General features: G+C 38.1%; 19 protein-coding genes. 5 read left to right on the top strand and 14 right to left on the bottom strand.

Going from position 1 to position 26,530, the window contains the following annotated elements; all coding sequences use genetic code 11:
- The first annotated feature begins 2 nt into the window (after positions 1-2).
- Positions 3-377 carry a response regulator gene (locus H6G06_RS24285; RefSeq protein ID WP_190564625.1) on the top strand — a complete coding sequence of 125 codons (375 nt, stop codon included), beginning with the start codon at positions 3-5 and terminating at the stop codon, positions 375-377.
- Between the two features lie 17 nt (positions 378-394).
- On the opposite strand, the gene H6G06_RS24280 is transcribed toward H6G06_RS24285, so the two are convergent.
- The gene (locus tag H6G06_RS24280) at positions 395-2,260 is read right to left on the bottom strand and encodes a response regulator (RefSeq protein WP_190564624.1); all 1,866 of its coding nucleotides are present in this window, start codon (positions 2,258-2,260) and stop codon (positions 395-397) included.
- Positions 2,261-3,204: 944 nt separating this feature from the next.
- Here H6G06_RS24280 and H6G06_RS24275 point away from each other — a divergent pair.
- The 4 genes from H6G06_RS24275 (at position 3,205) to H6G06_RS24260 (ending at position 9,696) form a co-directional block, all read left to right on the top strand.
- Positions 3,205-6,849, top strand: coding sequence for a GAF domain-containing protein (locus tag H6G06_RS24275; protein ID WP_199306873.1), 3,645 nt, complete (start codon positions 3,205-3,207; stop codon positions 6,847-6,849).
- A gap of 230 nt (positions 6,850-7,079) precedes the next feature.
- The gene (locus H6G06_RS24270) at positions 7,080-7,454 is read left to right on the top strand and encodes a response regulator (protein WP_190564623.1); all 375 of its coding nucleotides are present in this window, start codon (positions 7,080-7,082) and stop codon (positions 7,452-7,454) included.
- A 228-nt stretch (positions 7,455-7,682) separates the two neighbouring features.
- A complete protein-coding gene (locus tag H6G06_RS24265) occupies positions 7,683-8,105 on the top strand; it encodes a response regulator (protein ID WP_190564622.1) in 423 nt (140 codons plus the stop codon).
- A 241-nt stretch (positions 8,106-8,346) separates the two neighbouring features.
- Positions 8,347-9,696, top strand: coding sequence for a PAS domain-containing sensor histidine kinase (locus H6G06_RS24260; protein WP_190564621.1), 1,350 nt, complete (start codon positions 8,347-8,349; stop codon positions 9,694-9,696).
- Between the two features lie 455 nt (positions 9,697-10,151).
- Here the strand turns inward: H6G06_RS24260 and H6G06_RS24255 are convergent, their stop codons facing one another.
- From H6G06_RS24255 to H6G06_RS24195, 13 genes are all read right to left on the bottom strand, one after another.
- The gene (locus tag H6G06_RS24255) at positions 10,152-11,321 is read right to left on the bottom strand and encodes a glycosyltransferase (protein WP_338422987.1); all 1,170 of its coding nucleotides are present in this window, start codon (positions 11,319-11,321) and stop codon (positions 10,152-10,154) included.
- Between the two features lie 139 nt (positions 11,322-11,460).
- Positions 11,461-12,705, bottom strand: coding sequence for a glycosyltransferase family 4 protein (locus H6G06_RS24250; RefSeq protein WP_190564619.1), 1,245 nt, complete (start codon positions 12,703-12,705; stop codon positions 11,461-11,463).
- Between the two features lie 131 nt (positions 12,706-12,836).
- On the bottom strand, positions 12,837-14,228 hold the full coding sequence (locus H6G06_RS24245) for a hypothetical protein (protein WP_190564618.1): 1,392 nt from the start codon (positions 14,226-14,228) through the stop codon (positions 12,837-12,839).
- 268 nt (positions 14,229-14,496) lie between these two features.
- Positions 14,497-15,567, bottom strand: a complete 1,071-nt coding sequence (locus H6G06_RS24240; protein WP_190564617.1) for a glycosyltransferase family 47 protein — start codon at positions 15,565-15,567, stop codon at positions 14,497-14,499.
- Positions 15,568-15,675: 108 nt separating this feature from the next.
- The gene (locus H6G06_RS24235; RefSeq protein ID WP_190564616.1) at positions 15,676-16,575 is read right to left on the bottom strand and encodes a phytanoyl-CoA dioxygenase family protein; all 900 of its coding nucleotides are present in this window, start codon (positions 16,573-16,575) and stop codon (positions 15,676-15,678) included.
- A gap of 55 nt (positions 16,576-16,630) precedes the next feature.
- A complete protein-coding gene (locus tag H6G06_RS24230) occupies positions 16,631-17,935 on the bottom strand; it encodes a glycosyltransferase family 4 protein (RefSeq protein WP_190564615.1) in 1,305 nt (434 codons plus the stop codon).
- Between the two features lie 20 nt (positions 17,936-17,955).
- Positions 17,956-19,083 (bottom strand): glycosyltransferase family 4 protein, encoded by a 1,128-nt coding sequence (locus H6G06_RS24225; RefSeq protein WP_190564614.1) that lies wholly within the window; start codon positions 19,081-19,083, stop codon positions 17,956-17,958.
- 47 nt (positions 19,084-19,130) lie between these two features.
- Positions 19,131-20,288, bottom strand: coding sequence for a glycosyltransferase (locus H6G06_RS24220; protein ID WP_190564613.1), 1,158 nt, complete (start codon positions 20,286-20,288; stop codon positions 19,131-19,133).
- Positions 20,285-21,229 (bottom strand): FkbM family methyltransferase, encoded by a 945-nt coding sequence (locus H6G06_RS24215; RefSeq protein WP_190564612.1) that lies wholly within the window; start codon positions 21,227-21,229, stop codon positions 20,285-20,287. The genes H6G06_RS24220 and H6G06_RS24215 overlap by 4 nt, the downstream gene beginning before the upstream one ends.
- Positions 21,230-21,238: 9 nt before the next feature.
- A complete protein-coding gene (locus H6G06_RS24210) occupies positions 21,239-22,282 on the bottom strand; it encodes a glycosyltransferase (RefSeq protein ID WP_190564611.1) in 1,044 nt (347 codons plus the stop codon).
- Between the two features lie 84 nt (positions 22,283-22,366).
- Positions 22,367-23,284 (bottom strand): FkbM family methyltransferase, encoded by a 918-nt coding sequence (locus H6G06_RS24205; protein WP_190564610.1) that lies wholly within the window; start codon positions 23,282-23,284, stop codon positions 22,367-22,369.
- A gap of 10 nt (positions 23,285-23,294) precedes the next feature.
- A complete protein-coding gene (locus tag H6G06_RS24200) occupies positions 23,295-24,455 on the bottom strand; it encodes a glycosyltransferase family 4 protein (protein WP_190564609.1) in 1,161 nt (386 codons plus the stop codon).
- Between the two features lie 210 nt (positions 24,456-24,665).
- Positions 24,666-26,459, bottom strand: coding sequence for an ABC transporter ATP-binding protein (locus tag H6G06_RS24195; protein ID WP_190564608.1), 1,794 nt, complete (start codon positions 26,457-26,459; stop codon positions 24,666-24,668).
- Positions 26,460-26,530: the final 71 nt, after the last annotated feature.

Genomic DNA, 26,530 nt, shown 5'->3' with positions numbered 1-26,530 from the left:
TTATGTCTACAAAACGGGTGCTAGTTATTGATGATGAAGAAGCAATTCAAGCTGTAATTCAGGGATGTTTAGAAGATATTGCTGGATGGAAAGTTTTATTAGCTAGTTCAGGTGAAGAAGGATTGTATTTAGCTGAAATTGAAAAACCAGATGGTATCATATTAGATGTTTCAATGCCACATATGAGTGGGATTGAGGTACTAAAAAAATTGCAAGCAAATCCTCTTACTCAAGATATTCCGGTCGCATTTCTGACTGCGAAAGTGCAGCCTGAAGACAAAAAGCAACTTTCTCAATTACGGGTTGTAGGTTTGTTAACTAAACCCTTTAATCCTATGAATCTTATTAATTTATTAGCTGACTTATTTGGTTGGTAAATTTGATCAAAACTCAATTAACATCTTTGTAGTCGTTGCCAAATTCTTGTAGCGATTTCGTTTTTATTCATGGATTTGCTAAAATAATCATCTGCACCTGCGGCATAAGCTTGAAAAATTATTTCAGGGTTACTATTAGTTGAGATAAATATTACTGGTAGATTATGCCATTGAGGATCTGTTCGCACAACTCGACACAAATCTATGCCACTAAATCCAGCTATTTGTTGATTTAAAATTACTAAATTTGGCTGATTATTATTTAATAATTGAAGAAAATATTGAGCATTATCACAGATAATAACTTCAATTTTATAGTTGGTTAATAGATTAGATAATTGGTGAAATAATCTCTGATTATTATCTACAATTAAAACCCGATATTGGTAATTTTGGAATAGTGGTTTAATTAGAGCATTTAAAGCTTGTAACGCTGTGGATATAGGTAAGTTTTTATTCACAAAGAAACATCCACCCCAACGAGTAAAATCTACTCTATCTGTGAGAGTATCTTTGGCTGTAAAAGCAACTACAGGAATTTTTGGTGTATGAGTTGATAATTCTTGCATGAGAGTTCGACCATCTTCACCCCTACCAGAGATGTTTAGATCTAATAAAATTACATCAGGTGGGGTTTGAGTAATCATTTTCCGGGCTACATTTATATCTGTGGCAATTTCTACCCGCCATTTCCATTGATTCATATTAACTTGTCTGGTGCTACTCATTACCTGAATCCGAATTTGCTCCGCCAACATCAGATCCTCGTCTACAATTAACAATAATGGTGAATAGGCTATAAATTCAGCATTCGCTTGTGTTGCAGGCTCTAAAACAGTGGAAACTTTGCTAACTTCTTGTTGTATACCTTTGCTTAGTTCCCTTGCTTGCTGGATATCATCAGGATTCAAAACTGTCTGTTGCAATAATATCTCTAATTCTCTTGCTTGTTGCGATATGTTCATAAAACCCAAACTGCCCAAACTTCCAGCTAATTTATGAGCCATTTGTTCGGCTTGATTTTTTAGTTCTATATCTGGTTGTGTTGTTGATAAAGTAGTTGTAATTTGTGATAGTTTATTTGTTTCCTCTACGTAATGATTTTGAAATTTATTCCATACTCTTGAGGTCATGATTTGCACTTTCTCTTCAGTATGCGTTTGCACACCCGAAGTATTGAACTGGGTAGGAGGTGAGAATTGCTCAGAGTCACTGAGAGTTTTTAAGCGATATCCCAGACCATATACAGTTTCAATTGGATCTTCTGCTCCCACTGCTTTTAACTTTTGACGCAAACTCTTAATATGGGTGCTTACAGTTCCTTCACCGGGAATTTCGGCAAAATCCCAAAGCCTATCTAAAATGGCTTGACGGCTAAATATTCGTTTGGGGTTAAGTAGAAATAATTCCAATAAACAGTATTCTTTGGGTGTCAGATGTATAGATTGATTACCAGAATATACTCTTCCACTAGCTGAGTCAAAGTGAATACCGTCCCAATTTATTTCCTGGGGAGTAAAAGATTTACTGCGGCGTAGTAAAGCATGAATTCTTGCTAGTAGTTCTTCTAAATCAAAAGGTTTAGTAAGGTAATCATCTGCTCCTGCTTCTAGTCCAATAATTCTTTCTGTGACTTGATTTTTAACAGTAATTAGCAAAATAGGAGTCTGACAGCCTTGATGTCGCCATTGTTTACATATACTGATGCCATCTAATTTAGGCAGGAGAACATCTAATATTACTAAGTCATACTCACACTGTTCTTGCAATTCTAACGCCATTTCTCCATCAGTAGCTAAACTAACTTGGTATTCGTGAGATGTGAGAAAGTTAGCTATTGTTTCACGGGTGATGTTGTCATCTTCTACTAATAAGATTTTCATAAGCACGATAAAGTGTGTTTGCCAAGTTCCGCTACTTTATCTCGGTGGTTTTGGCTCGCTCGATTTCTTTATAAATCCATATTACACAATATTTTTAAGTCTGTTTAATTAGATTTAAGTAAGTGGGCGTTAAAAAATATAATATAAACCTAACCCCCCAACCCCCTTCCCTGCTAGGGAAGGGGGAGTCAAAGCCTCTCTCCTGGTAGGGGAGAGGTTTGGAGAGAGGTTTTATATTTAATTGTGCCAAGTTACTTAGAGGTTGTTTGAAAAGTATTAGATGAAACCAATAATCTTCAGCAACCTAACCCCCCTTCCCCCCTTCCCTACGAGGGAATGGGGGTTTCAAAGCCTCTCCCCGCACCCCCCAAGTTCCCCCCTACAGGGGGGAGTCCATAAGTTCCCTCTCCTTTCAGGAGAGGGGTAGGGAGAGGTGGAGAGGTTTGGAGAGGGGTTTATTTATACATTCAAAACTTTTAAAACATCCTCTTAGGTTGATATTTTATATGATAAACAGAAAGTAAATTGATTAAGGATTAATAAACTAAAAACTTGGTTTTTAGGTTCAAAAATATAGCTTTTAGAGCGAATTATGAAAATTTTGCTATCTAATTAATTGATGGTATTTATTTTTGCTTTTTTTCAGTGTTTATAATCCTCAGTGTTATCTAAAATGTAGTGATTAAAATATCCTTCCACGCTGAGAATAGGAAAAAGGTTGAGTTTTTTATCATTTTTGTAATCTTCATAAAATCTTTAATTTTTCTTTTCATACTCAAGAAGATAGAATACTTTGCTGTCATTTTTTTAGCACTTATCTATAACAATCCTAAATGATTCATGAACACTTTCTGTTCCCTGTTCCCTTCCCATGACTTACGTCACGCTACGCTATCACGAATAAGTTCTCAACTCAAATAGGTAGCTATTAGGTAGCTATGTTTATGAACGTTATGAACGAAATCAAGTTTTTAGCAAAAAAAACACCAGTGGACTTAACTAACTGTGATAAAGAACTTATTCATATTCCTGGCTTAATTCAGCCTCATGGGATTCTCTTGGTTTTACAAGCACCTAATTTAAATATCATTCAAGTTAGTGAGAATACTTTTGATATTCTTGGTATTCATACTGAAGATATTTTAGGTAAAACATTAAAAGTATTATTCAATAGCAAGCAAATCCACCTCATCAAAAAATCTTTAGCGGAATTATCTGAAAAAATTAACCCGTTAAATTTATATATTGATACCCAAAAAGGTAGAAAGAATTTTGATGGGATTATTCATAAATCAGATGGATTCATCATTCTTGAGTTAGAACTTGTATCTCCAAAAAATGATAATGGTGATTTTTTGAGTTTGTACAGCTTAATACAACCTGTGATTTGCAAATTGCAAAAATTGTCGCATTTGGATGAATTATGCCAATTTCTTGTCAAAGAAATCCGAAACTTGACAAACTTTGACAGAGTAATGGTTTATAAATTTGATTCTGAAGGTGCAGGTGAAGTGATAGCAGAAGCTAAATTAGAAAGTTTAAGTCCTTTTTTGGGCTTACATTATCCACCTTCTGATATACCTAAACAAGCTAAACAATTATATACTCTCAATCCTTTGCGTCTCATACCGGATGTAAATTATCAAGCTGTAAAGGTGATAAATATTGACAATTCAGTGAATAATATACCTTTAAATCTGAGTGGTAGTGTTTTAAGAAGTGTTTCTCCTATACACATTGAATATCTCAAAAATATGGGTGTAACTGCTTCTATGTCAATTTCATTAATCCGGGAACAAAAATTATGGGGTTTAATTGCTTGTCATCATTATTCAGCAGCTAAATATGTTCCTTATAAATTACGTACTGCTTGTGAATTACTCGGTAGGGTGATGTCTTTAGAAATTTCAGCTAAAGAAGAAAATGAGTATTTAGATTACAATATTATTTTGAAAGGAATTTTATCTGATATTTTACCGGAAATTATCAAAAATGAAAATTGGATAGAAGTTTTAATCAAAAACAGAAGTCAATTATTAGCCTTAGTTGGTGCTGAAGGGGTAGCTATTTGTGATATGAACAAGGTGGCTATGATTGGCAAAACACCTGTGTTAAAGGAGATTAAAAATATTTGTGATTTTTTAGAAGCAGACATTTTTAATCAAGGGGTAAGTGATTATCTTTATGCAGCAGATTCTTTGGCTAAGATTTACCCAGAAGCAGAAAAGTTTAAAAATGTTGCTAGTGGTCTACTAGCAGTGAGAATTTCTCAGGAATATCAGCAGTATATTTTATGGTTTCGTCCAGAGGTGATTCAAACTGTTAATTGGGCAGGGAATCCTCATAAACCTGTAGATATAAGTGCAGATGGTAGTGTGCGTTTATCCCCACGGAAGTCTTTTGAATTGTGGCAAGAAACAGTAAATTTAAAATCTTTACCTTGGCAACGATGCGAAATTGAAGTAGCCAAAGAGTTAAGAAATATAATTGTGGGGCTAGTTTTGCAAAAAGCTGAAGAGATTTCTAAAATTCATCAACAGCTAATGCTGGCTTTGAAAGCGGCAAAAATGGGAGTATGGGATTGGGATTTACTGCAAGATCGGATTGTTTGGTCGATTGGTCATGATCAGTTGTTTGGGTTAGTAGACCAGGAATTTATAGTTTTAAAATCCTTGGTTGACCCACGAGACTGGCAATCTGTAAATTTAGCTCTTAATCAGGCTTTTGTGGAGCAACAAGACTATTATCAGGAATTTCGTGTGGTTTGGCCTGATGGGAGTATTCATTGGATTGAAGGTAGAGGTCAATTTTTCTTAAACGATGCGGGTCAAGCGGTACGATTGTTGGGGACTATGGTAGAAGTGAGCGATCGCAAGCTGGCCGAAATTAAACTCCAAGAACTGAATGCAGACTTAGAAAACCGGGTGCAAAAACGGACTTCAGAGCTAGAAAAGTCTCAAACGGCACTGCAACAACAAATCGAACGAGAACAAATATTTATGAGGCTGACGCAACAAATACGCCAGTCTCTGAATGTAGAGGAAATTATCAATACTGCTGTCACCAAGGTGCAGAATTTGCTGGCAGTAGATCGAGTTTTATTCTATCGTATCACTACTAATAGTAGCGGTTACGTCATTGCTGAAGCTGTTAGTAATCCATCCTTAAGCATTATCAACTCGGTTCAGGATCTAGATTTTCTGCCTCCAGAGTGTTACCAGCACTATCTCAATGGAGAAGTGACTATTTTCAATCATTGCCAGAATCAGGAAGTAATACCTTGCTGGGCTGCTAATTTAGGAGACAATCAAGTTACAGCCCAGTGGGTTGTGCCGATTATGCAAAACAGTCATCTGTGGGGACTGCTGATCACGCATCAATGTAGTGATGACATAAAATACTGTGCTGGGTGGCAAACCTGGGAAATTGATTTACTTCAGCAGTTAGCTAATCAAATAGCGATCGCTATTCAACAGTCAGAATTGTACCAGCAACTAGAAACAGAACTGCGGCAACGTCAACAAATTGAAACAGCCTTGCGACGCAGCGAAAATTTGTTTCGTTCTCTCAATGAATTTGCCCCTGTTGGTATTTTTAAAACAGATGCTCAAGGAAAGATGCTCTATTGCAATCCTCGCTGTCAGAAAATTTGTGGCTTTACCCTCGAACAATCACTAGGAGATGGCTGGAAAAATTTTATTCACCCAGAAGATTTAAAAGTTTTTTTACCCCAATGGAATGCGGAAATTTTAACAAACCAACAATTCTTTACCGAATTGCGTTTCCTCCATGAAAATACAAGCTTTCGTATTTGTCAGCTAGTTGCTGTTCCTATTTTTTCTGATACGGGTAACTGCATAGGATATGTCGGCACTGTAGAAGATATTACAAATGCTCGGAATATGGAGAAAATGAAAAACGAGTTCATCTCCATAGTCAGCCATGAACTCAGAACGCCATTAAGTTCTATTCGTGGTTGTTTAGGATTAATGACTACGAGTACAATCAAAAGTCAACCAGAAAAAATGCAAAAAATCTTACAAATTGCTACTAGCGATACAGAACGTTTAACCAGATTATTAAATGACATTCTTGATTTAGAACGTCTAGAAAATAACAAATTTATCCTCAATCAACAATGGTGTAATGCGAGTAACCTGATCAATCAAGCTATAGACTCGATGCAAACAATAGCACAAGAAAATCACATTGATTTGCAAAATTCAGCCAGTCCTTATCAAGTGTGGGTAGATGCGGACAGGATGCTACAAGTTTTGATCAATTTAATTAGTAATGCCATTAAATTTTCTCCTGCTCAGACTACAGTAAAACTAAGTCTTGCCGAAACACCGGATAGTTATTTATTTAAAATTCAAGACCAAGGGAGGGGAATTCCTAGCGATAAAATAAACAGCATTTTTGGCAAATTTCAGCAAGTAGATGCTAGTGATTCTCGTCCAAAAGGAGGCACAGGTTTAGGTTTAGCTATTTGCAGTCGAATTATTCAGCAGCATGGTGGCAAAATTTGGGTGGAAAGTGTTTTAGGACAAGGTAGCACTTTTTATTTTTCTCTACCTAAACATTACTAAATTTGTTGCTCTATCGTAAGTATTCACGTAAGAACTCAGATCCCCGACTTCTTTCCATTATTCATAATTTCTCGGCATTGTCAAATAAGAAGTCGGGGATCTTACCCACGTTATTTATTAACCCACCTGAATGCTTACGCTCTACCCCTCCCTGGATAGCAAACAATATTTACGCTCGTTCCCACCCGAAAATACAACCCAATTTGTAATTAGCAACAGAGGATAGAAAAATGACCAAAAAACGCATTTTAGTCATAGACGATGAATATGACCTTGGTTTTATAATTTCCACTTGCCTAGAAGAATTTGGAGCTTGGGAAACATTGATTACTCAAAGTCCCCATGAAGGTATTACTTTAGCTCAAACTGAACAACCAGATGCCATAATTTTAGATGTAATGATGCCAGATATGGATGGTATAACTTTATTTAATTGCTTAAAAAGTGAACCCAATACTCAAGTAATACCAGTAATTTTGATGACTGCTAAAGTACAAAGTTCAGACTTAAAACTTTTTAACAGCTTAGGAGTTAAAGGGGTAATTAGCAAACCATTTGACCCCTTGCAATTGGTGGAACAAATAACAGAGCTTCTGCAATGGTAATCATGCTATATAGCAGGGAACAGGGAACTCTTAACAGGGAACAGAGTTGAAAGTCTTTTATTGTATGGACTTCCCGGACAATTTTGTATCTGATTCAACTGCATACTGCTATATGTATAGCCTTAATACCGAACAGAGGATCGAGAAACAGGGAGAAAAAATTTTGTCATCTTCAAACAATCTTTAAAATTTTTGTTTACAGTTAAAATATCTGAGGTTAAAAATTAAATGGTAAGTCAGTTACAATCTTGTGTTCTGAATAAAGATGTCAAGAAAAGGATTTTAGTAATTGATGATAACGCTGATACCTTAATCTTGTTGCGTTGTGTTTTAGAAGATATATGTAAATGGGATGTAATCACAGTCAAATCAGGATATGAAGGATTAGATAAAGCCAAGACAGAAACATTAGATGTAATTATTCTCGATGGAGTCATGCCAGAAATGGATGCTTTCAATTTTTTAAAACAATTAAGAAGTAATCCAGATATGCAGACTTTGCCAGTAATTTTATTAACTGCTTGTGTAACTTTACCTGAGCAAATTTCATTGTTGGATGCTCACATTTCGGGAGTAATTATTAAACCCTTTGATCCTCTTTCTCTCGGTGAACAGGTAGCTCAATTTCTCGGTTGGACAATAGTAACGTAAAAGTTTTTGCACAATTCTAAGTAACTTGGCACAATTAAATATAAAACCTCTCTCCAAACCTCTCCCCTACCAGGAGAGAGGCTTTGACTCCCCCTTCCCTAGCAGGGAAGGGGGTTGGGGGGTTAGGTTTATATTATATTTTTTAACGCCCACTTACTTAGAACCAACCTCAGTACAGTTTAGTTAAAATCCCTCTCAGTTGCTGGAAATTTAACTTGCATATTAAGGAAGTTCCGTTTTAATGTGTTATAAAATACCAGATTATGCACAAAATCATACCCTATGTAGTCATGCTGCAAAAGTAGAAGTATTAGAGGAGAAGCTGATCACAAATGCTGATGGTAAGACTGATACTTGTCACGCTAGTGATATGCTGAGTCAATTTGCTGAGAACATTACTGATGCAGTATTTTGGATGTCAGATATCAAGAATAATCAACTCATTTACGTCAGTCCTAATTATGAAAGCATTTGGGGACGCTCCTGTTCTCTGTTATATGCAAATTTTTATGATTGGCTAGAAGGAATTCATACAGAAGACCGTGAGCAGGTGCGAACTATCTTTTGTGAGCAAGCGCATATAGGTGGTTACGACCAAGAGTATCGAATTATTCGTCCCGATGGCGAGATGCGGTGGATACGAGATCGGGGATTTCCAATTAAAGACCAATCTGGAGAACCTTACCGAGTAGTAGGTATAGCCGAAGACATTACTGACCGCAAGCAAGCGGAAGTGGAAAAACAACTTTTGCTGCAACGAGAACAAGTCGCACGGGCAGAAGCAGAGAGAGCTAACCGCCTCAGAGATGATTTTTTAGCAATTATTTCTCACGAGCTTCGTACTCCACTGAGTCCGATTCTGGCGTGGACTAAACTACTGATGAGCGGCAAGTTAAATGCCCAACAGAGCACAGAAGCCTTAAAAACTATTGAGCGCAATACACAGGCTCAAGTGAAATTGATTGAAGATTTGCTAGATGTCTCCAGCATTCTCCACAGGAAAATTAGGCTGAATATTTGTCCAGTAAATTTGAGTTCTATCGTCTCTGCTGCCATAGAAAAAGTTAGCCATTCTGCGGACATGAAGTCAATTCAGCTAATTACTGATATTGACCCTAATCTAGTGCAAGTTAGGGGTGATTCAACTCGCTTACAGCAGCTAATTGACAATCTCTTATCCAATGCCATTAAGTTTACGCCAGAGGGAGGAAGAGTGATAGTTCAACTGTCAAAAGTCATAGAAACTGAACAACCATTAACAGAACAGAATTCAATTTCCGCTACCGATTATCCTGCTTATGCTCAAATCAAAGTTAGCGATACAGGTAAAGGTATTAGCCCAGAATTTTTGCCACAAATATTTGAATATTTTAGACAAGAGGATAGCACGATTAGCAGAAAATTTAACGGGTTGGGGTTGGGACTGGCAATTGTTCGGAACTTAGTTGAATTACACAACGGTACTATTCAAGCCGAAAGTTCTGGTCTTGACCAAGGTGCAACCTTTACTGTCAGACTACCGCTAGTGGCTACTGATGGCAACTTGGCTGACACTTGCCAGAGCCAGCCGACCAATGTATCTATCTTTTAACTTGAGTGGGATGAAAATATTGGTTGTAAGTAACTTGGCACAATTAAATATAAAACCTCTCTCCAAACCTCTCCCCTACCAGGGGAGAGGCTTTGACTCCCCCTTCCCTAGTAGGGAAGGGGGCTGGGGGGTTAGGTTTATATTATATTTTTTAACGCCCACTTACTTAGATGATGATACCTATCTTTGAATTTGCGATGCCTTCGGCGAGCGTAGCTAAGTAAGTCGGCGGGAAAAAACCGTAGACGCGTAGCGGCTTCTCGAAGAGTAGTATGTAACAAAAAGTAAATTCACCAAAACCCTGTTCCCCGTTCCCCGTTAAGAGTTCCCTGTTCCCTTGTCATAACGACAATTTTTAACGCCCACTTACTTATCGCAAAGACACCCAAAAATACGTACAACCTAAAACCCCTCATCATACCACATAAACAATTTGGCAAGAGATCTATTGTCAATTATTTATCAATTACTGCTTGATAAATTGCTATTAGTTGTTGGTAATTATGTTCAAACGTATAAAGTGCTTCATAAGTAGAGCGAGCATTTTTACCCATACAAATCATTTCTTCAGGATGCTCGTATGCCCATCTTATTTTATTTGCTAAATCTGTTGAACTGCCTGCTTGGAAATGCAAACCAGTAACATTGTTCTCCACAATTTCCGCCATACTACCCCAATTTGATGCCAATACAGGTAAGCTACAAGCAAAGGCTTCAACTATCGTTAAACCAAACGTTTCATACCAAATTGAAGGGAAAATCAGAAATCTTGCATTACACATTAGCTGCATTACTGCTATCTTATCCTGTTGACCTAGAAATTGGATCACATCACCAAGTCCAGCAGATTGAATACTTGCCTGTAAGCTCTCAAGCAGCGGACCAGTACCAGCTATTTTCAGAGGTATTTGCAAACTATTTTGTAAATAGGCATTTAAAAGAGTTGAAATACCTTTTTCAGGGGAAATTCGCCCTACAAAGAGTGCGTATTCACCGTTTGTTTTAGTAATATTTAATGATTGTGGATCTGGGATGTAGTTGGGCTTAATGTGGATTTTTTCCCTAGAAAGGCCAGCCTGAACCATCCTTTCTTTCTGAAAAGCTGTCAGGGCAATGTAAGCATCAACTGATTTGTGCCAAGTACCGCGCTGCCAATGAACAGCTAACATCGCAGCAGCAACAGTGCTTTGAACGTGCGAACCACCATAGCAGGCGTGTAAAATACCAGACCATGCTATCTTCTTTCCCAAGCAATCTTCACAAGCGGTGTTGTTCCGAAATAGCATGGCATTGGGGCAGCCAAGTCTGTAATTGTGTAGTGTTTGTACAACAGGCAGTTGATAAATTTTGCAAGCATCATACACAGATGGAGAGAGTAGAGGGAAAAAGTTATGAATGTGTACTACATCAGGACAAAAGTGAGCGATCGCTTGACTTACATAGTGCTTAGAGGCAGGTGAATAGATAGCACTAAAAGCTGCATTAATTCTGCCTTTCATGCCAACTATGTCATTATTACTAACTTCAATTAATTCAACCTGATGCCCTTTTTCCTCCAGTAAAGCTTTTTCAGCTTGTACGACTGAATCTTCCCCTCCAGCGTACTGATAACGGTTATGTAACACCAAAATTCTCACTCGATTAACCTTTCTAAAAATTTAGATGATTGATTAATTAATATCCAGTCGTTTTTGACAATGCAGCAATCATGATGTGTATGTTGGTGTGTTGATGAAAGTTGGAAAAATTAATTTGAAAGCAGCTTTAAAACACTTGAGATACAACATCCATCTCCAAGACTTTCTTGTTAGCAAGCCCTAAATAAAGTTGATTCAAATGCTCACCTATAACCTGCCAAGTGTAATTTTCACGTACTAATTTCCGACTTGCCTGACCCATACTGACCCTCAGTTCTGGCTCTGTAACTAAATAAATCATTGCAGCCGCCAAGTCGCGTACAGCTTGGTATGGTTCATCAGGGGGAATCTTAAAACCAGTTTTCTCCGTAACTTGAACCCCAGGTCCTCCTAAATCTAGACAAATTACAGGACGACCAGCAGCCATTGCTTCCATGCACACCCACCCACCAGAATCATGCAAACTGGGATGAACTAAGACGTGACAATCTTGTAATAGATTTAAAGCCTTATGTCGGGGTAATTTGCCCCAAAATTTCACCTTTTGAACAATTCCTAAATCTATGGACAAAGTTTGTAGTATATCCCTCTGTGGACCTTCTCCGACGATCCAGTATTCTGTGTTAGGTAGATTTGCCTGAGCAAAGGCACGCAGTCCCAGATGAAAACCTTTCCAGTGTAAAAGTCTACCCATGCTAATAAATCTGACTATTGGCTCATTAGGCATTTCATATTGACTGAGAAGCTCCATATCTTCTGCTGATAACCCTGATTGAGAGTGGATTTGCACATTGCTTGCACCCATTTTATAGAGGCGCTGGGCTGTATCTTTAGTTGTAGCTTGAACTACAAAACTTCTTTTAGCAGTAAGACGTACAAAGGGGTCTTGCTCTCCCAGCCATCGAACGCAACTCCGGGCAATTTCGTAAATTTTGCCATTCAAGCTAAAATCCTGCCAAAAACTCATTGGCGCTGATTCTCCACCGCCTACCGGACCCCAAATTAAGGGAATTGGTAGTAGTGACAAGAAGCAAGGACTGGAATAATTGACAAAGGTAACATGGTGGATCAAATCAAAGTTAATTTCTTGATGTAGATGTTTACCAACAAAATATGCCTGAATTTGCCAGAGGTAATAGTGAAGCTGCATTCCTCCAGACTGTCCCCATTTTCTACTATCCTGCCAAAAAGGCAAAGTAAAATAAACAAAGTGCAGATTTGGCATGGGGTTGCGTGCTAGTTCTGCCTTGATCACATCCTGGCTCTCATCGGGTCGGGTTAGTACCCAGACCTCATGGTATTTGGCGGCTTCTCGCACAATATTCCAACCCACAGCAGGTTCGCAGGAGTAAGCAGACATTAAAATTTTCATAGTTATAGTAGTTAATAAGTCATTCAGTCCGTTGTTGGGATTAGCACCGTACTCTGGGACGTTAGCTCAGTTATTCAAGAGATTATGATTAACTATGTTACGATATCGAGCTTTTTCGAGGACTTGTATTGTTAAAGCGTCACCCATTGTTGCGGTACTGCTCTAGAAGCCTGTTTTGTCTGTTTCCTCAGTCGTTGTTTTTGCCATGAAAGTCCTAATATATATGCCAGCGAAAGCATGAAGCCTGGTTCCTCCATTTGAGTAAAAATAAAACCAAGAACAATAACAGCTAACAGACTTACTTTCAAAGAATCATCTAGACCAAAATGTTGCCAAACTAAACTGCATAGGAATAGGTAAGCTCCTACACCCAAAATTCCTATATCTCCCCATATTCCAGCCCAACCAAAAATAGGGCTAAAAAGACTGGAACTATAACAAAGCCAAAAACTATTCACAAACTCCATTCCTTCAATACCAATGGGACTGGTGGTAGCACCTAGTGGTCTAAGTATTGACCAATAATCTTTGAGAAACCATACTCCCAGTCGGCTTACAGTATGTCCTGGACCGAGACCAAACAACCAATTGAGAGAGGATTGATAATGAGATAAAATAGAGCGTACTGAGTAAAATTTAGCATACCAAGCCTCACCATCTTGTCCGTAGAGTTCTGGTCGCGCCCAGGCCAAAAATCCGGCAAACGCTTCTAAGTTTTGTACACACCAAAGAAATCCGTATCCGAAAATAAAGGTTGCAATCAGAAGTTTGATAGTTTGACTAAGATCCTGAAAATTTAGTAGAATCAGCGAACCCCAAGCAATCAGATAGGCAAGTAGAAGTTGTTTGGAATCAGAAAAAAGAATCTGCCAGAAAGCAGCAAGAATTACCGTAATTCTCATCCATAGTGGAACAGTCTTTTCATTGGTAAAGAAGTAGAGAGCAAAGGCAACTGATACCGAAGCGGATATATAATTTCCTGCCCCAGAAACAAAAAATACTCCGCCACATCCGTCTGTTCCATTCAATCCGTCAGCGTAGAGTTTCCCTGAGTCAATTAAGGGTTTTTGGATAGCAGCAAGTAAAAAGTTAATCACAGCAGACCAGATGAGCCACTTCTTCATGCGTGTAATAGATTTAGCAGACATGGGAATACAAGAAATAGCGAGTAGGAACATGAAGGGTTCACCAAGCATCATGAAAGTAACAATGGCGTTAATGAAACCTGCATGATTCCACAAAGCACTAGCCAAAACTACTACTAGCAAAATAAAAAGTCCAAATAGAAAAGAATAGGCAATTGCAATTTGTTTTTGGTCTTTTGTGCGAGTTGTCAATAATACAACCACTAATACAAACGGAACAACTACGAAGTGAGCAAGGTTAAGGATTGAAGGAGCATTAGTAATTGAACAAAAAATTCGTGAGTAGAAAACTGTGCAAAAGGCAAAGATAATTAAAGTTGTGTTATCAATAAATACTTGTGTTTTCTGTTTTTTAATTGCAGATAATCGTAAAAACATAATGCTGGTAATTCAGTAGTGTAGTATCAGCATATAGGAGTCCTATTTGATTCCTATTTGATTATTGAACAAAACTCTGTACACCCAAATCCTCTACAACCCTATTCCTGCTTACACAAATAAATTCAGAAACCAAACCGGATTCCTATAGTTGATATAGGCTTTTGAAATGTAAAGCTCCTTAAACATTGGTATGGGAAAAATTGGAGTTTTGTTTATGTAGTTAAGAATGATGATTAGATTGGAATATTGCCAATTATTCTAACCTTTATGGTGAGTTAAGCTTTGCTGCCATAAAGTTACCTACAGACACTTCTGAACACTTTTCATGCCAAAATTTTAGAGTTTTTTCTTGCTGTATTTGCATTAATTCTTTGTTTTGTAGTATGCCTTCAATTATCTGCTCCAACTCATTCCAAGCGGATAGCTGAATTGCAGGACAACCTTGATAAAACCAGGAGTCTGGTAAAACTTGTGCCACAACAATGCAGCCATACCTTAAACCTTCAAAAAAACGAAAGGTTTCTAATACCGTACCGCGAGGAGCAAGGCATATTTTTGTATCCATCAACTTTTCTGAGTAACTTCGTTCATCTGTGTAGAATTTTCCTTCTAGTCCAAAATCATTGGTTGTACTTACTGCTATTTTGAGTTGTGCATACTTTGTTGGGAGTTTTTTAACAGCAGATAGCATTTGTTTCCTAACAATATCTTTAGGGTTTCTGAGCCAGTATCGCCAAGACAAAATAGGATGATTAGGCATTAAGCTGCCAGCAAAAAATATATCGTATTGACGTTCTACTATATCTTTTACTGGTAAATCATCCTGTTTGTAGTAGCCAAGTGGAATATCATAAATATGTGCAATTTTAGCTCCTATTAACCTATGAAACCAAAAGTTAAGTAACCCTGGAGTACGAATTAACCAGCTTCTCAAAAACTGTATCAGAATCATTAAGTTTAGGTAGGAAGGTTGGAGAAAGAAATTCTCTCTCATCATTAAGCGCGTCGTCAAAGTTTTGAAAATAGCTCGTACTTTATGAATGTAGGAGGGGATACGACAGTGTTCATCTCCCAACAAAATAGCAACAACATTATCTCCATACGATGGAAGTTTATCCGTATCCCAGGTCAGATAAAAAGTCAAACCTCTGACTGTTAAGTGCTGCTCCATTTCTTGAAATACTTTGTTAAAGTAAATACAAGTTGGATCTAAAGTAGCTATGGCAGGATCGCAATTAGTATGATAGATATTCCAGGGGATCGGTTTAAGTGAAGCCTGCTGCAAGCAGATAAAATATTGATTCACCACCTGTTGAGTAATCTGTAATGTATTCATAGAATCTGCTCCGATTTTAATATTTGGAAATTGTTACTGACAATATTTTTGGTGACTTTATATCTGAGTAAAGATATTCAATAAAAAAGTAGAATCAATGGTCTTTTACTATTTATAATTTGTCTTTGCAATTCCCAACTGTAGTTTACGCATTAATTTTAGTAAAGCAGGAGAATTATAAGCCAAGTTTTTAATCTTATATTTGACGGCATTAGCAAAAGAATAATCTGGCTGATTGCGATAAAAATTTACTCCTTTATAGGTTTGATAGGCAATATAATCCTTGACTGTAAAAAGATTTCCAAACTTATATTCTGATGGAATATAATGAGCAGTTAATGATTTTCGGGAGTAGCATCGGTCACGGGTTGGCAAAGCACCATGAATAGTTTTAGAATTCCAGAACAAAACATCTCCTTTCTGCAAATTGGGTGCTGTAATATCCTCTTGATTAGCCTCAAAGTAAATTTGAATACGTTGCAACCATTCGCTATGGGATAAATTAGGAGTATCAGTATGAAAATCAGGGTTGTGAATGGAATTTGGCATCACATAAAATCGTCCTGCACGCTCATCAATATCTTCCAAGGCAATCCATGCAGCTATTAGATTTCCATTGGGAACTGTATCTAAGTACCACCAGTCTTGATGAGGACGAGTTTCTGTATTCGCATCAAATAACATGGTTTGCATCAGATTAAAACTGTGCGAACCCGTGATTTGTCTGAGGGCATCTTGGAGTGAATTACTACAATAAATTTCTTTGGCAATATTGCTAAACTCAGGAAACTTATCATAGTCATGAATATCTAGAAAAGACTGTTCAACATAGCCAAACTCGTTCAAACGATTAACTTCGTAGCGATTTGTATTTTGCCGAAAGAATGGATAGCAAGAAGGTACAATTTCTTTGCTATATCGTTCTAGAAGTTGATCAATTAAATCAATAGAAATTAAGTTACGAAAAATCACATAGCCATTTTCTTGGTAGTATTCTACTGGCTGCATAAGAATATCTCCTTTGACAAAAATATATGCTCACTAAAAGAGTATTGAAAGTGATTTAAGGTGATGAGTGAGAAGAAGGTTGATTGCTGGTGAAGGTGGATATTGTGGCTAAAGGTACTGATAGGTTTTTCAGGTGAGATTGAGTAGCAATTTCCTGGTAAAGCTTTGCTAAGTTACGACCTTTTATTTCCCAATTGAACACTTCATTGACTCTTCTGCGTCCTGCTTCTCCCATGCGCTGTTGCAGTTCACGATCGCCTGCTAATTGAGCGATCACTTTGGACATTTCCCGCACAGCTTGTTTAGGCGTGGTAGCAGTAACTTTAAAGCCTGTATCGCTGGCAACTTGAACTGCTGGTCCTCCCAAATCCAAGCAAATAACTGGACGACCTGCTGCCATTGCTTCTAGACATACACCTGCTCCAGAATCGTGTAGGCTAGGATGAATTAATGCTGTACACTCACCCAACTTTTGCAAGGTTTCCTCACGAGAAAGTTCACCCCAGAATTTAACCTGATGAGAAATCTTGAGCATTGCAGTCATTTGCTGAAGTGCTTGTTTTTCTAGTCCATTTCCAACGATCCAGTATTCGGCATCTGGTAAATTAGCCTGAGCAAAGGCTTGCAACCCTAGATGAAACCCTTTCCAGTGTAATAGCCTACCGATACTAATAAACCGGATTGGTGTCTTACCAGGTAAGGCGTATCGAGCGAGAGTGGTAATTTCCTCACTCAGCAGACTAATTGCCAATTCAACCGACACATTCTTTACCCCCATACTTCGCACTCTGGCAGCAGTGTCTTCCGTCGTTGTCTTGACGACCACACTGTTTTTTGCAGTGAACCGAACAAAGGGATCGAATTCAAATATCCAACACGCTAGTAAACGTACTAGCTCATAAATTTTATTTTTGAGGCTGAAATCTTGCCAAAATGCCTTGGGTGCAAATTCACCACCACCTACTGGCCCCCACACTAGGGGAATGGGAAGGAATGCCAGAAAACTAGGACGTGAGTATTTAACAAAAGTGATATGGTGGGCAAGGTCGAAGTTGATTTCTTGGTGCAGACGACGGGCGACTACGTAGGCTTGAATTTGCCAAAGGTAATAGTGCAGTTGCATCAAACCAAATCCCCACTTCCACATACTACCAAGGATAGGCAGGTTAAAGTAGACAAAGTGCAAATTCGGTTCTGGGTTACGAATTAGTTCTGCTTCAATGGTTTCCCTGCTTTCATCTGGTCGGGTCAGCACCCAAACTTCGTGATATTGAGCAACTGCTTTAGCAACATTCCAGCCCACACCACGCTCAGACCCCTTTCCCGGTTCACACGAATAAGCAGATAACAAGATTTTCATCTTTCAACGTCCTTAAATCTTTAGCCTGGTTGCAAAAGTTTTTCATAAATGACTGCCAGCTTTTTAGCGGCATTTTGCCAAGTAAAAGATTTGACTCTGGCAAATCCTTTCTCAACTAAGTCATGATAAAGATCGGGTTTTTTGTTCAAATGAAATACTGCATCGGCGATAGCTTGCGGAGAATTGGGATCGACAAGTATTCCGTCATCTCCCACTACTTCTGGTAGGGACGATACCTGAGAAGTAATTACAGGTAGTCCGCAGGCCATTGCTTCAATAATCGTCAAACCAAACCCTTCATAAAGAGATGGTGCTAATAAAATATCTGCTGCGTTGTAAAGTTGAATCAAAATGTTTTTATCAGCAGTACCAAAATCCAGAATATCTTGTTGAAGATTGTGTTTTTTGATAAAGGTTATTTGCTCTGCTGTAAATTTGCCTCCTGCTCGCCAAAGACGTACTGATAATCCCTGATCTTTTAAAGTTTTTAACACTTTCAAAACAGTGATGATATTCTTACGCTGGTGAGTAGAACCAACATTTAGTAGACATATTTCTTCAGGCGATCGCTGATACTGTTGCCGAAAAGATTTGATTTTCTCAGATGGTAATGGACAAAACGAAACTTCAACTCCGTTGGGAATTACGACAATTCGCTGTAATTCAATACCCAGTTTTTCATGAACATCTTTAGCTGTATTTGATGAAACAGCCACTATACAATCAGCATCACCCATTCCTCGTACTGAAAATTTCCAGGATGCCATACTTAAAGCCGGAAAACGGGATTCTCCCTTGAGAATTTCTGGATAGACAAAATGCACTAAGTCATGACAAGTAACAATAATAGGTTTACCTTTCTTTTTCAACCAATAGGCTACATGAGCATTGGTATGATCGATAATGTGATAAATATCTCCTTCTACTTGAGATACTTGTTGGGGATGATGCCAAAAACGCTTATAATACTTGCGAATACCAGTTCCAGAGTGCCACAGGTTTTCTTGGTTTCGGCTCCAGGGTTGTGGTGCAACCTCAACAATTTCCCAATTTGGACGAATTGCTTTTAATTCGGCAACTAAATTGTCAGCGTAGACATCCATGCTCAGAGCAACACCTGTTTCTCTGCGAACAATTACTAACCGCATTGAAAGTCTACCTCACAAAAGACATACGGTGACATCTGTTTCACTTCCTAATTCAGAACCAGTTCACTATTTTTTTGCTGTAATACTTTCTGCCATAAACAGATGAGACGACCAGCAATGCGCTCATGGGAGTAAAGTTGATTTACCCGATGCAGACAATAATTCCTTATCTCTTGATACCATTTCCTATCCTCAATCAACCGTGCCAATATGCTTGCTAGTTCCTGAGTATTTTCTTCTGGAAAAACCAAATCTGATCGCCCAATCACATTGGGAATTTCTCCACTATCAGAACCAACTACGGGAACTCCCATTGCCATTGCTTCAATTAGGACATGACCAAATTGTTCTTTCCATTCAGGAGTAGTGCGGGAGGGTAACACTAGCACGTCGAACTGAGCGATCGCCTCTGGTGCTTGTTTGTGAGGTACAGCACCCTGCCATATCACCCAATCTGCTACCCCTTGATCCTGGGATATTTGCCTCAGTTGTGCTTCTATCCCACCAGAACCGTAAATGAGAATACGGAAGTTGAAACCCTGTTGGCGTAAATAGTGAGCAGCAGTTAAAATCAGGTCTATGCCTTTGCTGTGGGTTAACCGTCCCAGAAAACCAATGTGAAACAGGTCGCTGGTTTTTTGTGGACGGGGTGTGAATAATTCAAGATCAATACCCATTTGCGGTATCACTTCTAGCAAACCTTTATAACCCCAACGGCGCATAATTTTTGCTCCATCCTGATTACCTGGAAGTATGAGACTGGCAGTATTCAGGACAAACCGACAGATCCAGCGACGGGGAAAAGATAGGTGGCGATCAATATTTTCCCAACCAAAAATAGCTAGGGGTTTACCTATGAATCTGCTCCAGATGGCAAACTCAAATGCACATAAGGAAAAAACTTCTTCCTCTACCTGAACCAAATCGGGGCGAAAATCATTCAGCACTTGCCACAATGTCCAAGGGGCATAAATATGTGCGCCTCCACGGCCGCTAAATAAAACAGGAGCGGAGTAGGTGCGGATATAAGAGTTGGGGGTTTCTAATGGGATGAGGCGATTCCATTCTAAAGCTTTCCAGTTACTAGGGGCTAGAAGACCGACTTCAATATTGCCAGTTTGGGCGATCGCATTTAATTTGCCCTGATTCACTCCCACAACGTAAGCATGACTAATAAATAAGACACGAATGGAGGCTGTAGTCATCTCACGCTATGCTCCCTATTTTTAACATTTACCTTTTTATCAATAACAGGCAAATATTCCTGACCCTGAATCTGGGCAAGAAGAGATAGTCGATCTTTTGTAGCAATCAAGTTGATAATATCTGGCAAGTGTGCATTTGGATTGAAAATTTCTAGATGTCCTGCACAACAATACTGATAAACCTCGTAGCCATATTGTTTGAGCAATTGCAAAATCTCAAGCGATTGATAGCCAAAGTCCGCATAACTGTTAGGAGCATATTCAAAAATCCAGATTGGTGCTAGATGGGAAGGCAAATTTAATAACCTTGTTGCGCCCTGAAAAACAAATTTCTCAGCACCTTCAACATCTACTTTGATCAGGTCAATTTTGCGCTCTTGATTTAGCCAGTAGTCATCTAACGAGGTACAGTCAACAGAAACAATTTTCGCTAGTTGCTCAGATACTACCTGCTTCCGAATTGATGACAATGTGGGTTCGTCAAGAATCTGAAACTCAATTTCACCTACATAGTCACTAACCGCAGCACAATTGAGAACAACTTGAGTAAAGCCATTCATTTCCACACTTTGACTAAGAATAGGAAACAAATGGGATTGAGGTTCAAAGGCATATATCTGGCCAGATGCTCCGACTATTTTTGCTGCCAGCAGTGTGTACTCACCAATATGAGCGCCTATATCGAACATTACCATGCCAGGTCTCAGGAATCGAAGCAAAAAATCTGCGGTTTCGGGTTCTGAAAATTCTTGGTAATAAATAGCAGCTCCAGAGCCAGTTTTGGGAATGACAATTTTCAACGTTTCGGCAAAGGGAATTACGTAGGGTTGATCAGTCACTTTCCAGCGAAGTCTCCACCAAAGCCTCTTCATTACTGCTTTTAATGGATTACGCTGAAAATCTCGTCGATTCAGAAGTCTTTGAAATGGTGAATGAGTCATAGCTACCTCTTAGCTAACGGAGGCATAAATTTTTTTAAGCAGCTGAGGTCGAAAAAGGGGAGTGAAGAACCAGGTAATAGCAGGTTTAGCCAAAGGTAATGGCAATAACCCAGTCCAAAGAAACCATATTGTGTAGATTAATTGTTTCTGCCAGCTAAACGTCGTATATTTCCAGATACTCTGAATACCAGAACTAATTAGATAGAACAATTGGTCATGCTCAATTGGATGGTTCTCCGGGTTTAAACGCAAAGATGCCAGACGAACCTGAAATCTTGCCATAGAACGTAATTCAAAGTCTTGCGGTAATTCGTAACCAAGTTCTTTGGCTTTATCAAGCAACAATTTATAAACTACTAGGTCATGTCGAATAAAACGATGTAAGCGATCGCTAGTTACTGTAGCTAATGCCCATTGATTGCTACCGTGAATCCGGTAAGCTCCCAGAGGTTCTTCTACTGCTGCTACTTCTCCAGCAAATGGGACAAGCACTGACAGGTAATCATCAGCAGTTAGCTTGTAATCATCAGCAATGGGAAAAAGAGGTAGCAGTGCTTTGCGGTTGAGTGCATTACCACTAGTAGGAACTCGGACGTAACCGCCAACATCAAGCAATGTTTTCCAGACTTCACCCGTTGATAGGGGTTCACCTCCTTGGGGGAAGGTATAACCCAAGGATTGCCTATCTGCATCAACCACTTCCAAACGGTAATGCACCTTGGAAAGATTGGGCAGCCAAACTGCAACAATCCGTTCAACAGTCTGGGGAAACAGGTAGTCATCAGAATCTAGAAAAATAATAATGTCGCCCTTGCTTTTGGCAAACCCACTATTAAAAGCAGCAGCTTGTTTACCGTTAGGTTGCAGGATGGGGATGATGCGATTACCATATCCAGCAATAATATTACGGGAATTATCAGTTGAACCATCATCAACAACAATAACTTCAATGTGAGGATAGGTTTGGTTAATGGCACTATTGATGGCTTCTGCTAGAAAGCAAGCATAATTGTAATTATTGATGATAATACTAACCAGTAAGCTTTCAGTCATATTTGTTATTCCTAAAGAAACGCCAATCTTTAAGTGGTAAGCCTGTCCGTCAAACTGATGAGTGCCACTTCTGTGCCTATTCACTTATGCTGAGACTACTCCCAATTGATTCAAAACCCAGTCTGATGTTTCTGCTGGGACAAGTAAAATATTCTCAAGATTGGGCTTAATTTCCCTGATATCAACAAATTGACATGAGTGAGTTTGTTGAAAAAAGCGATAGTTCCAACTGGAGACAATATCTACTACATCTAGAAATGAATGTCCAAACTTTGGTAAGAAATAATTGTTAAATTCGCCATAGATAATGGGACGAGTTTTACTAAGAAACGATATGCCACCACGGAAAAACATAACTTCAGATCCTTCAATGTCAATCTTGAGCAGGTGACAGTTTTCTACCCCTTGTTCCTTCACAAAAGTATCCAGCATTGTCAAACGAGCCGTTGAATTCATGCCAAAATAATGAGTTGGAATTTCTCCTTTAACCATTACTGCATTACCGGTTGTAGAATTGTTGTCATTTTCCATAGACATCTCTATGATGTCTTCATCATCACCAAGTGCAATATTGTGGGCTGATACAATTCCTTCAAGACTATTTAATAATATGTTGGTAGTAAGCCTCTCAAAGTTAGATTTTACTGGTTCAAAAGCATACAATTGACCATTTAATGCTTGTAGTTTGCGACCTAATGCTACTGAATAAAATCCAACGTGAGCGCCAACATCAAAAACAATACTCTTTTCTTGTAGGCAACTTGATAATCTTGCCAAAATGTCGTTATCATAAAATCCCGTCCAATAAGGCCACTGCTCTGTTCTACTCCGCACATCTAACTGCATCCAGCTTCCATCTTGCATTTTTACAGTTGAAATACACTCTTGATCGCTATCGAAGTTAGTCAATAAACGACTGATAATGTTTCCTAAACGACGCTTACCCTGGAAATATGGTGTAGATCGAGATAAAGCAGCAATTGAATTGCGAAATGCGTACATTATTTTTTACCTATACGATGTATTCTGTAAGCAAATTTTTGACTTTTTTCCCTGCTACTGACCAATTCAGCCGTGATTGATACTCGTTAAAGGCAGCAATTGCTAAATTTCTATAATCTGAATAATTAGAGAACAAGTAAGCAATATAGTCGCAGTATTCAGAGATAGCAGCATTTTTATGAAATAGGCGACCATTCACATCATTTTGAATCATTGTCGGAATGCCGCCAACTGTTGTTGATAAACAAGGAACTCCTAAAGAATTCGCTTCACAAAATACGATTGGTGTACAATCAGCTAGTGTTGGCAAAATCAAAAAATGAGATTCCGAAATCAGGTTATGAATCTGCTTTTTGCCTTCAACTGTAGATTTGCTAATAAAACCGAGAGATTTAACAAAGTCTGGGAGGGGTTCATCAATCATCGGTTGGCAACCAACTATAGTTAACTCGGTTTTTAAGCCGGACTGATTTAGTTGTTTAGCTACTTGATACGCAACATTTCCCCCTTTTCGTATCCAATCCACGGCAATAAATAATAACTTACATTGATCTGTAGGTCGAGATTGAATTGCATCCTGAATGGTCTCAAATGTAAAAGAACTTTCAATATTGGCACCAAAGGGGACAACCTTAACTTTAGTAGGATTGGCTCCATAATTATAGATTGCAGATTTGGCTGCCCAATCGGATGAATATATGGCAAGCTTGCATTTCTGTAAAGCAAGCTCTTCCATACGATGCCAGTCTTTAATAACCTCTTGCGGTAAATTGCTATAGTGCGGGTAGAAATTGTGGATATTTGCAAACGTTCCATCTGCCCAAAATACAATCGGTTGCTCACATTCAAGGTAAGCAATTGGATTAACCGTGGCACTGAAAACAATATCTGATTTGATACAGTTCATTTTTTTTGCAACCTGCCTTGCATAATTTTTGAGAGTCAAAGGATCAGCATCTTTTCGATAATCTTTGTTCTGGAATAGCTTATAGTAGTGATTTTTTAGCTTGCGAACAGCTTTTAAATTAAAAGGATCTGTTAAAGGACCAATGTAATCTAGAGTACTGAACTGATTTGCCAGAGATTGGGCTATGTAATAGCCAGTTCCAGACCAGTTGTTGTTAATGGTTAGATTTCTGGCATCAAAAGTGGTAACGTAAGCTATCCTCATTGCTAATTCATCCTGAATGAATATAGGAATCTGTTTTGATTAAATTAGTGAAATTACTCGTTATGGCAGGGAACAAGGAATAAGAAAAATTCTTGTGTACGAAATTTTTGCGAAATTTAAATACTGGTTTCATATCATACGAAAATAAAATTGAAGATGTTTTGTTTCTATGGGCTTCTCAGGCTTCAATAATGACAAATAACATCAGTTTTATCTTCCTACAATCACTTCTTGGTAACTGCCTGATTTAATAATTCGACCTTGTTCAAGTTGGTAAATACAATCACAATGCTCAATTGTTGAAAGGCGATGAGCAATAATAATGATTGTCTTATTACCAGCTAAAGCTTTTGTCGCTTCAGTAATCAGATGTTCTGTTTCAGTATCGAGAGCGGCAGTTGCTTCATCAAAAACTAGGATTTCTCTTTCGTGATAAAGCACCCGTGCAATCCCAACTCTTTGGCGTTGTCCTCCCGATAAAAGAACTCCCCGTTCACCAACGACAGTTTTCACACCTTCTGGAAGTTGCTCAACTAATTCACTAAGTTGAGCCATCTCAATTGCTTTCTTTAATTTATTTAAGTCAATTAAATGATCAGGAACCCCAAATGCAATATTCCGTTCCAGGGTATCATCAATCAAAAATATAGATTGGGGAACATAGCCAAGCATATTCTGCCAGGCACGTAAATTGCTATAAACTGAAACCCCATCAACTTTGATATCTCCATATTGAGGGATAAAAAGACCCAAAATAACATCAACTAAAGTAGTTTTGCCAGCACCGGATTTACCAATGAGTCCAATAGATTCTCCTTTGCGAATAGATAGGGAAATCTCTTCTAGTACATTTTTTGTAGTGTTTGGATATTGAAATGTAACCCTATCTAAAATAACTTCATTTAAGAATAACAACCTTTGTTGATTTTGTCCATAAATTAATTTTTTATAATGACTAGCATAATCAAAGCCAGTTATCAGTTTTTCTTTTTCTAACTCTTTCATGTCAAAAAATAGCCGATCAAGGGAATAACTGTTACCTCTAATCACATTAATACCAGAAATTAAATTTCCCACTGCTGGCATTAGACGAACTGATGCGAGTGCAAAAATACCTAAAACTCCTGTCAGGTTTTGGGTCTCATTTTGATTTAAGTTGATAAATAAAAAGGTAAAGCCAATTAAGAAGCTCATCATTAAAGGTTCAAGTACAAAGCGGGAAAGATTACCATAAGCATCTCTTAAAGTGGTAGATTTGGCGTAAATTTTGGACTGCTCTTCCATTTGCTCTTCAAAATAAGATTCACAACCAATAACACGAGTTTCTTTTAAACCCCCTAGTCCATGATTTGTAATGCGAATCATCTCACCATAAGCATGAAATCCATCTTTGTTCCAACGAGCTAAACGCTCTTTCATGGGATGCAACAATCCAAAAGAAATAAGTAATAAAACGCCAATGAGAATTAAGGCGATCGCATTAGTTTTAATTAAAAGCAGCATTAATGCTAGGACAATTACAGTATTGGAGATAAATGTCAAAAACGTAGATACTACCCCAATAGAAACTGCATCTGTTGTGTTGGTGATGTTTTGAATAAGCGTCGCTGAATTCATTCGTAAATGATAGCTATAGGGTGCTTGAATATATGCTTTTAGAAGATTATAAGATAGGTTTCTTTTTAAGCTATGGCTGAATTTGAATACTGTTTTTTGAGCATTAAAAGCTAAAAATGATTTCAGATAAAAAGCAGTAACAACTACCAATCCTAGAAAAATCATAAATTGCTGTTCAGACTGAAAATTAATCTGGTTATAAATTAAATTTAACCAGTAAATATTTTTGATAGCATCTGGATTAACAGCAATGGTAATGAAAGGACTAATCATGCCAGTTCCAAAAACTTCTAACCCGGAAATCAGCATGAATAGTAAAAGCATCGCTATCAGCGACTTGTGATTGCCTTTTGTAATATATAATAGCTTGGGGAGAAAATTAAGCATTGGTTTTTGTATTTATTTTGCATCTAATTATTTTGTATCTAAGAGGATGTTTTAAAAGTTTTGAATGTATA

The organism is Anabaena sphaerica FACHB-251, from assembly GCF_014696825.1.
Taxonomy (GTDB): Bacteria; Cyanobacteriota; Cyanobacteriia; order Cyanobacteriales; family Nostocaceae; genus RDYJ01.
This window is presented reverse-complemented; position numbering and strand designations above follow the sequence as displayed.

Bases quoted from the DNA above. Each gene is read 5' to 3' on its own strand.
- H6G06_RS24285 (WP_190564625.1), top strand. From the start codon at position 3: ATGTCTACAAAACGGGTGCTAGTTATTGATGATGAAGAAGCAATTCAA.
- H6G06_RS24280 (WP_190564624.1), bottom strand. From the start codon at position 2,260: ATGAAAATCTTATTAGTAGAAGATGACAACATCACCCGTGAAACAATA.
- H6G06_RS24275 (WP_199306873.1), top strand. From the start codon at position 3,205: ATGAACGTTATGAACGAAATCAAGTTTTTAGCAAAAAAAACACCAGTG.
- H6G06_RS24270 (WP_190564623.1), top strand. From the start codon at position 7,080: ATGACCAAAAAACGCATTTTAGTCATAGACGATGAATATGACCTTGGT.
- H6G06_RS24265 (WP_190564622.1), top strand. From the start codon at position 7,683: ATGGTAAGTCAGTTACAATCTTGTGTTCTGAATAAAGATGTCAAGAAA.
- H6G06_RS24260 (WP_190564621.1), top strand. From the start codon at position 8,347: ATGTGTTATAAAATACCAGATTATGCACAAAATCATACCCTATGTAGT.
- H6G06_RS24250 (WP_190564619.1), bottom strand. From the start codon at position 12,705: ATGAAAATTTTAATGTCTGCTTACTCCTGCGAACCTGCTGTGGGTTGG.
- H6G06_RS24245 (WP_190564618.1), bottom strand. From the start codon at position 14,228: ATGTTTTTACGATTATCTGCAATTAAAAAACAGAAAACACAAGTATTT.
- H6G06_RS24240 (WP_190564617.1), bottom strand. From the start codon at position 15,567: ATGAATACATTACAGATTACTCAACAGGTGGTGAATCAATATTTTATC.
- H6G06_RS24235 (WP_190564616.1), bottom strand. From the start codon at position 16,575: ATGCAGCCAGTAGAATACTACCAAGAAAATGGCTATGTGATTTTTCGT.
- H6G06_RS24230 (WP_190564615.1), bottom strand. From the start codon at position 17,935: ATGAAAATCTTGTTATCTGCTTATTCGTGTGAACCGGGAAAGGGGTCT.
- H6G06_RS24225 (WP_190564614.1), bottom strand. From the start codon at position 19,083: ATGCGGTTAGTAATTGTTCGCAGAGAAACAGGTGTTGCTCTGAGCATG.
- H6G06_RS24220 (WP_190564613.1), bottom strand. From the start codon at position 20,288: ATGACTACAGCCTCCATTCGTGTCTTATTTATTAGTCATGCTTACGTT.
- H6G06_RS24215 (WP_190564612.1), bottom strand. From the start codon at position 21,229: ATGACTCATTCACCATTTCAAAGACTTCTGAATCGACGAGATTTTCAG.
- H6G06_RS24210 (WP_190564611.1), bottom strand. From the start codon at position 22,282: ATGACTGAAAGCTTACTGGTTAGTATTATCATCAATAATTACAATTAT.
- H6G06_RS24205 (WP_190564610.1), bottom strand. From the start codon at position 23,284: ATGTACGCATTTCGCAATTCAATTGCTGCTTTATCTCGATCTACACCA.
- H6G06_RS24200 (WP_190564609.1), bottom strand. From the start codon at position 24,455: ATGAGGATAGCTTACGTTACCACTTTTGATGCCAGAAATCTAACCATT.
- H6G06_RS24195 (WP_190564608.1), bottom strand. From the start codon at position 26,459: ATGCTTAATTTTCTCCCCAAGCTATTATATATTACAAAAGGCAATCAC.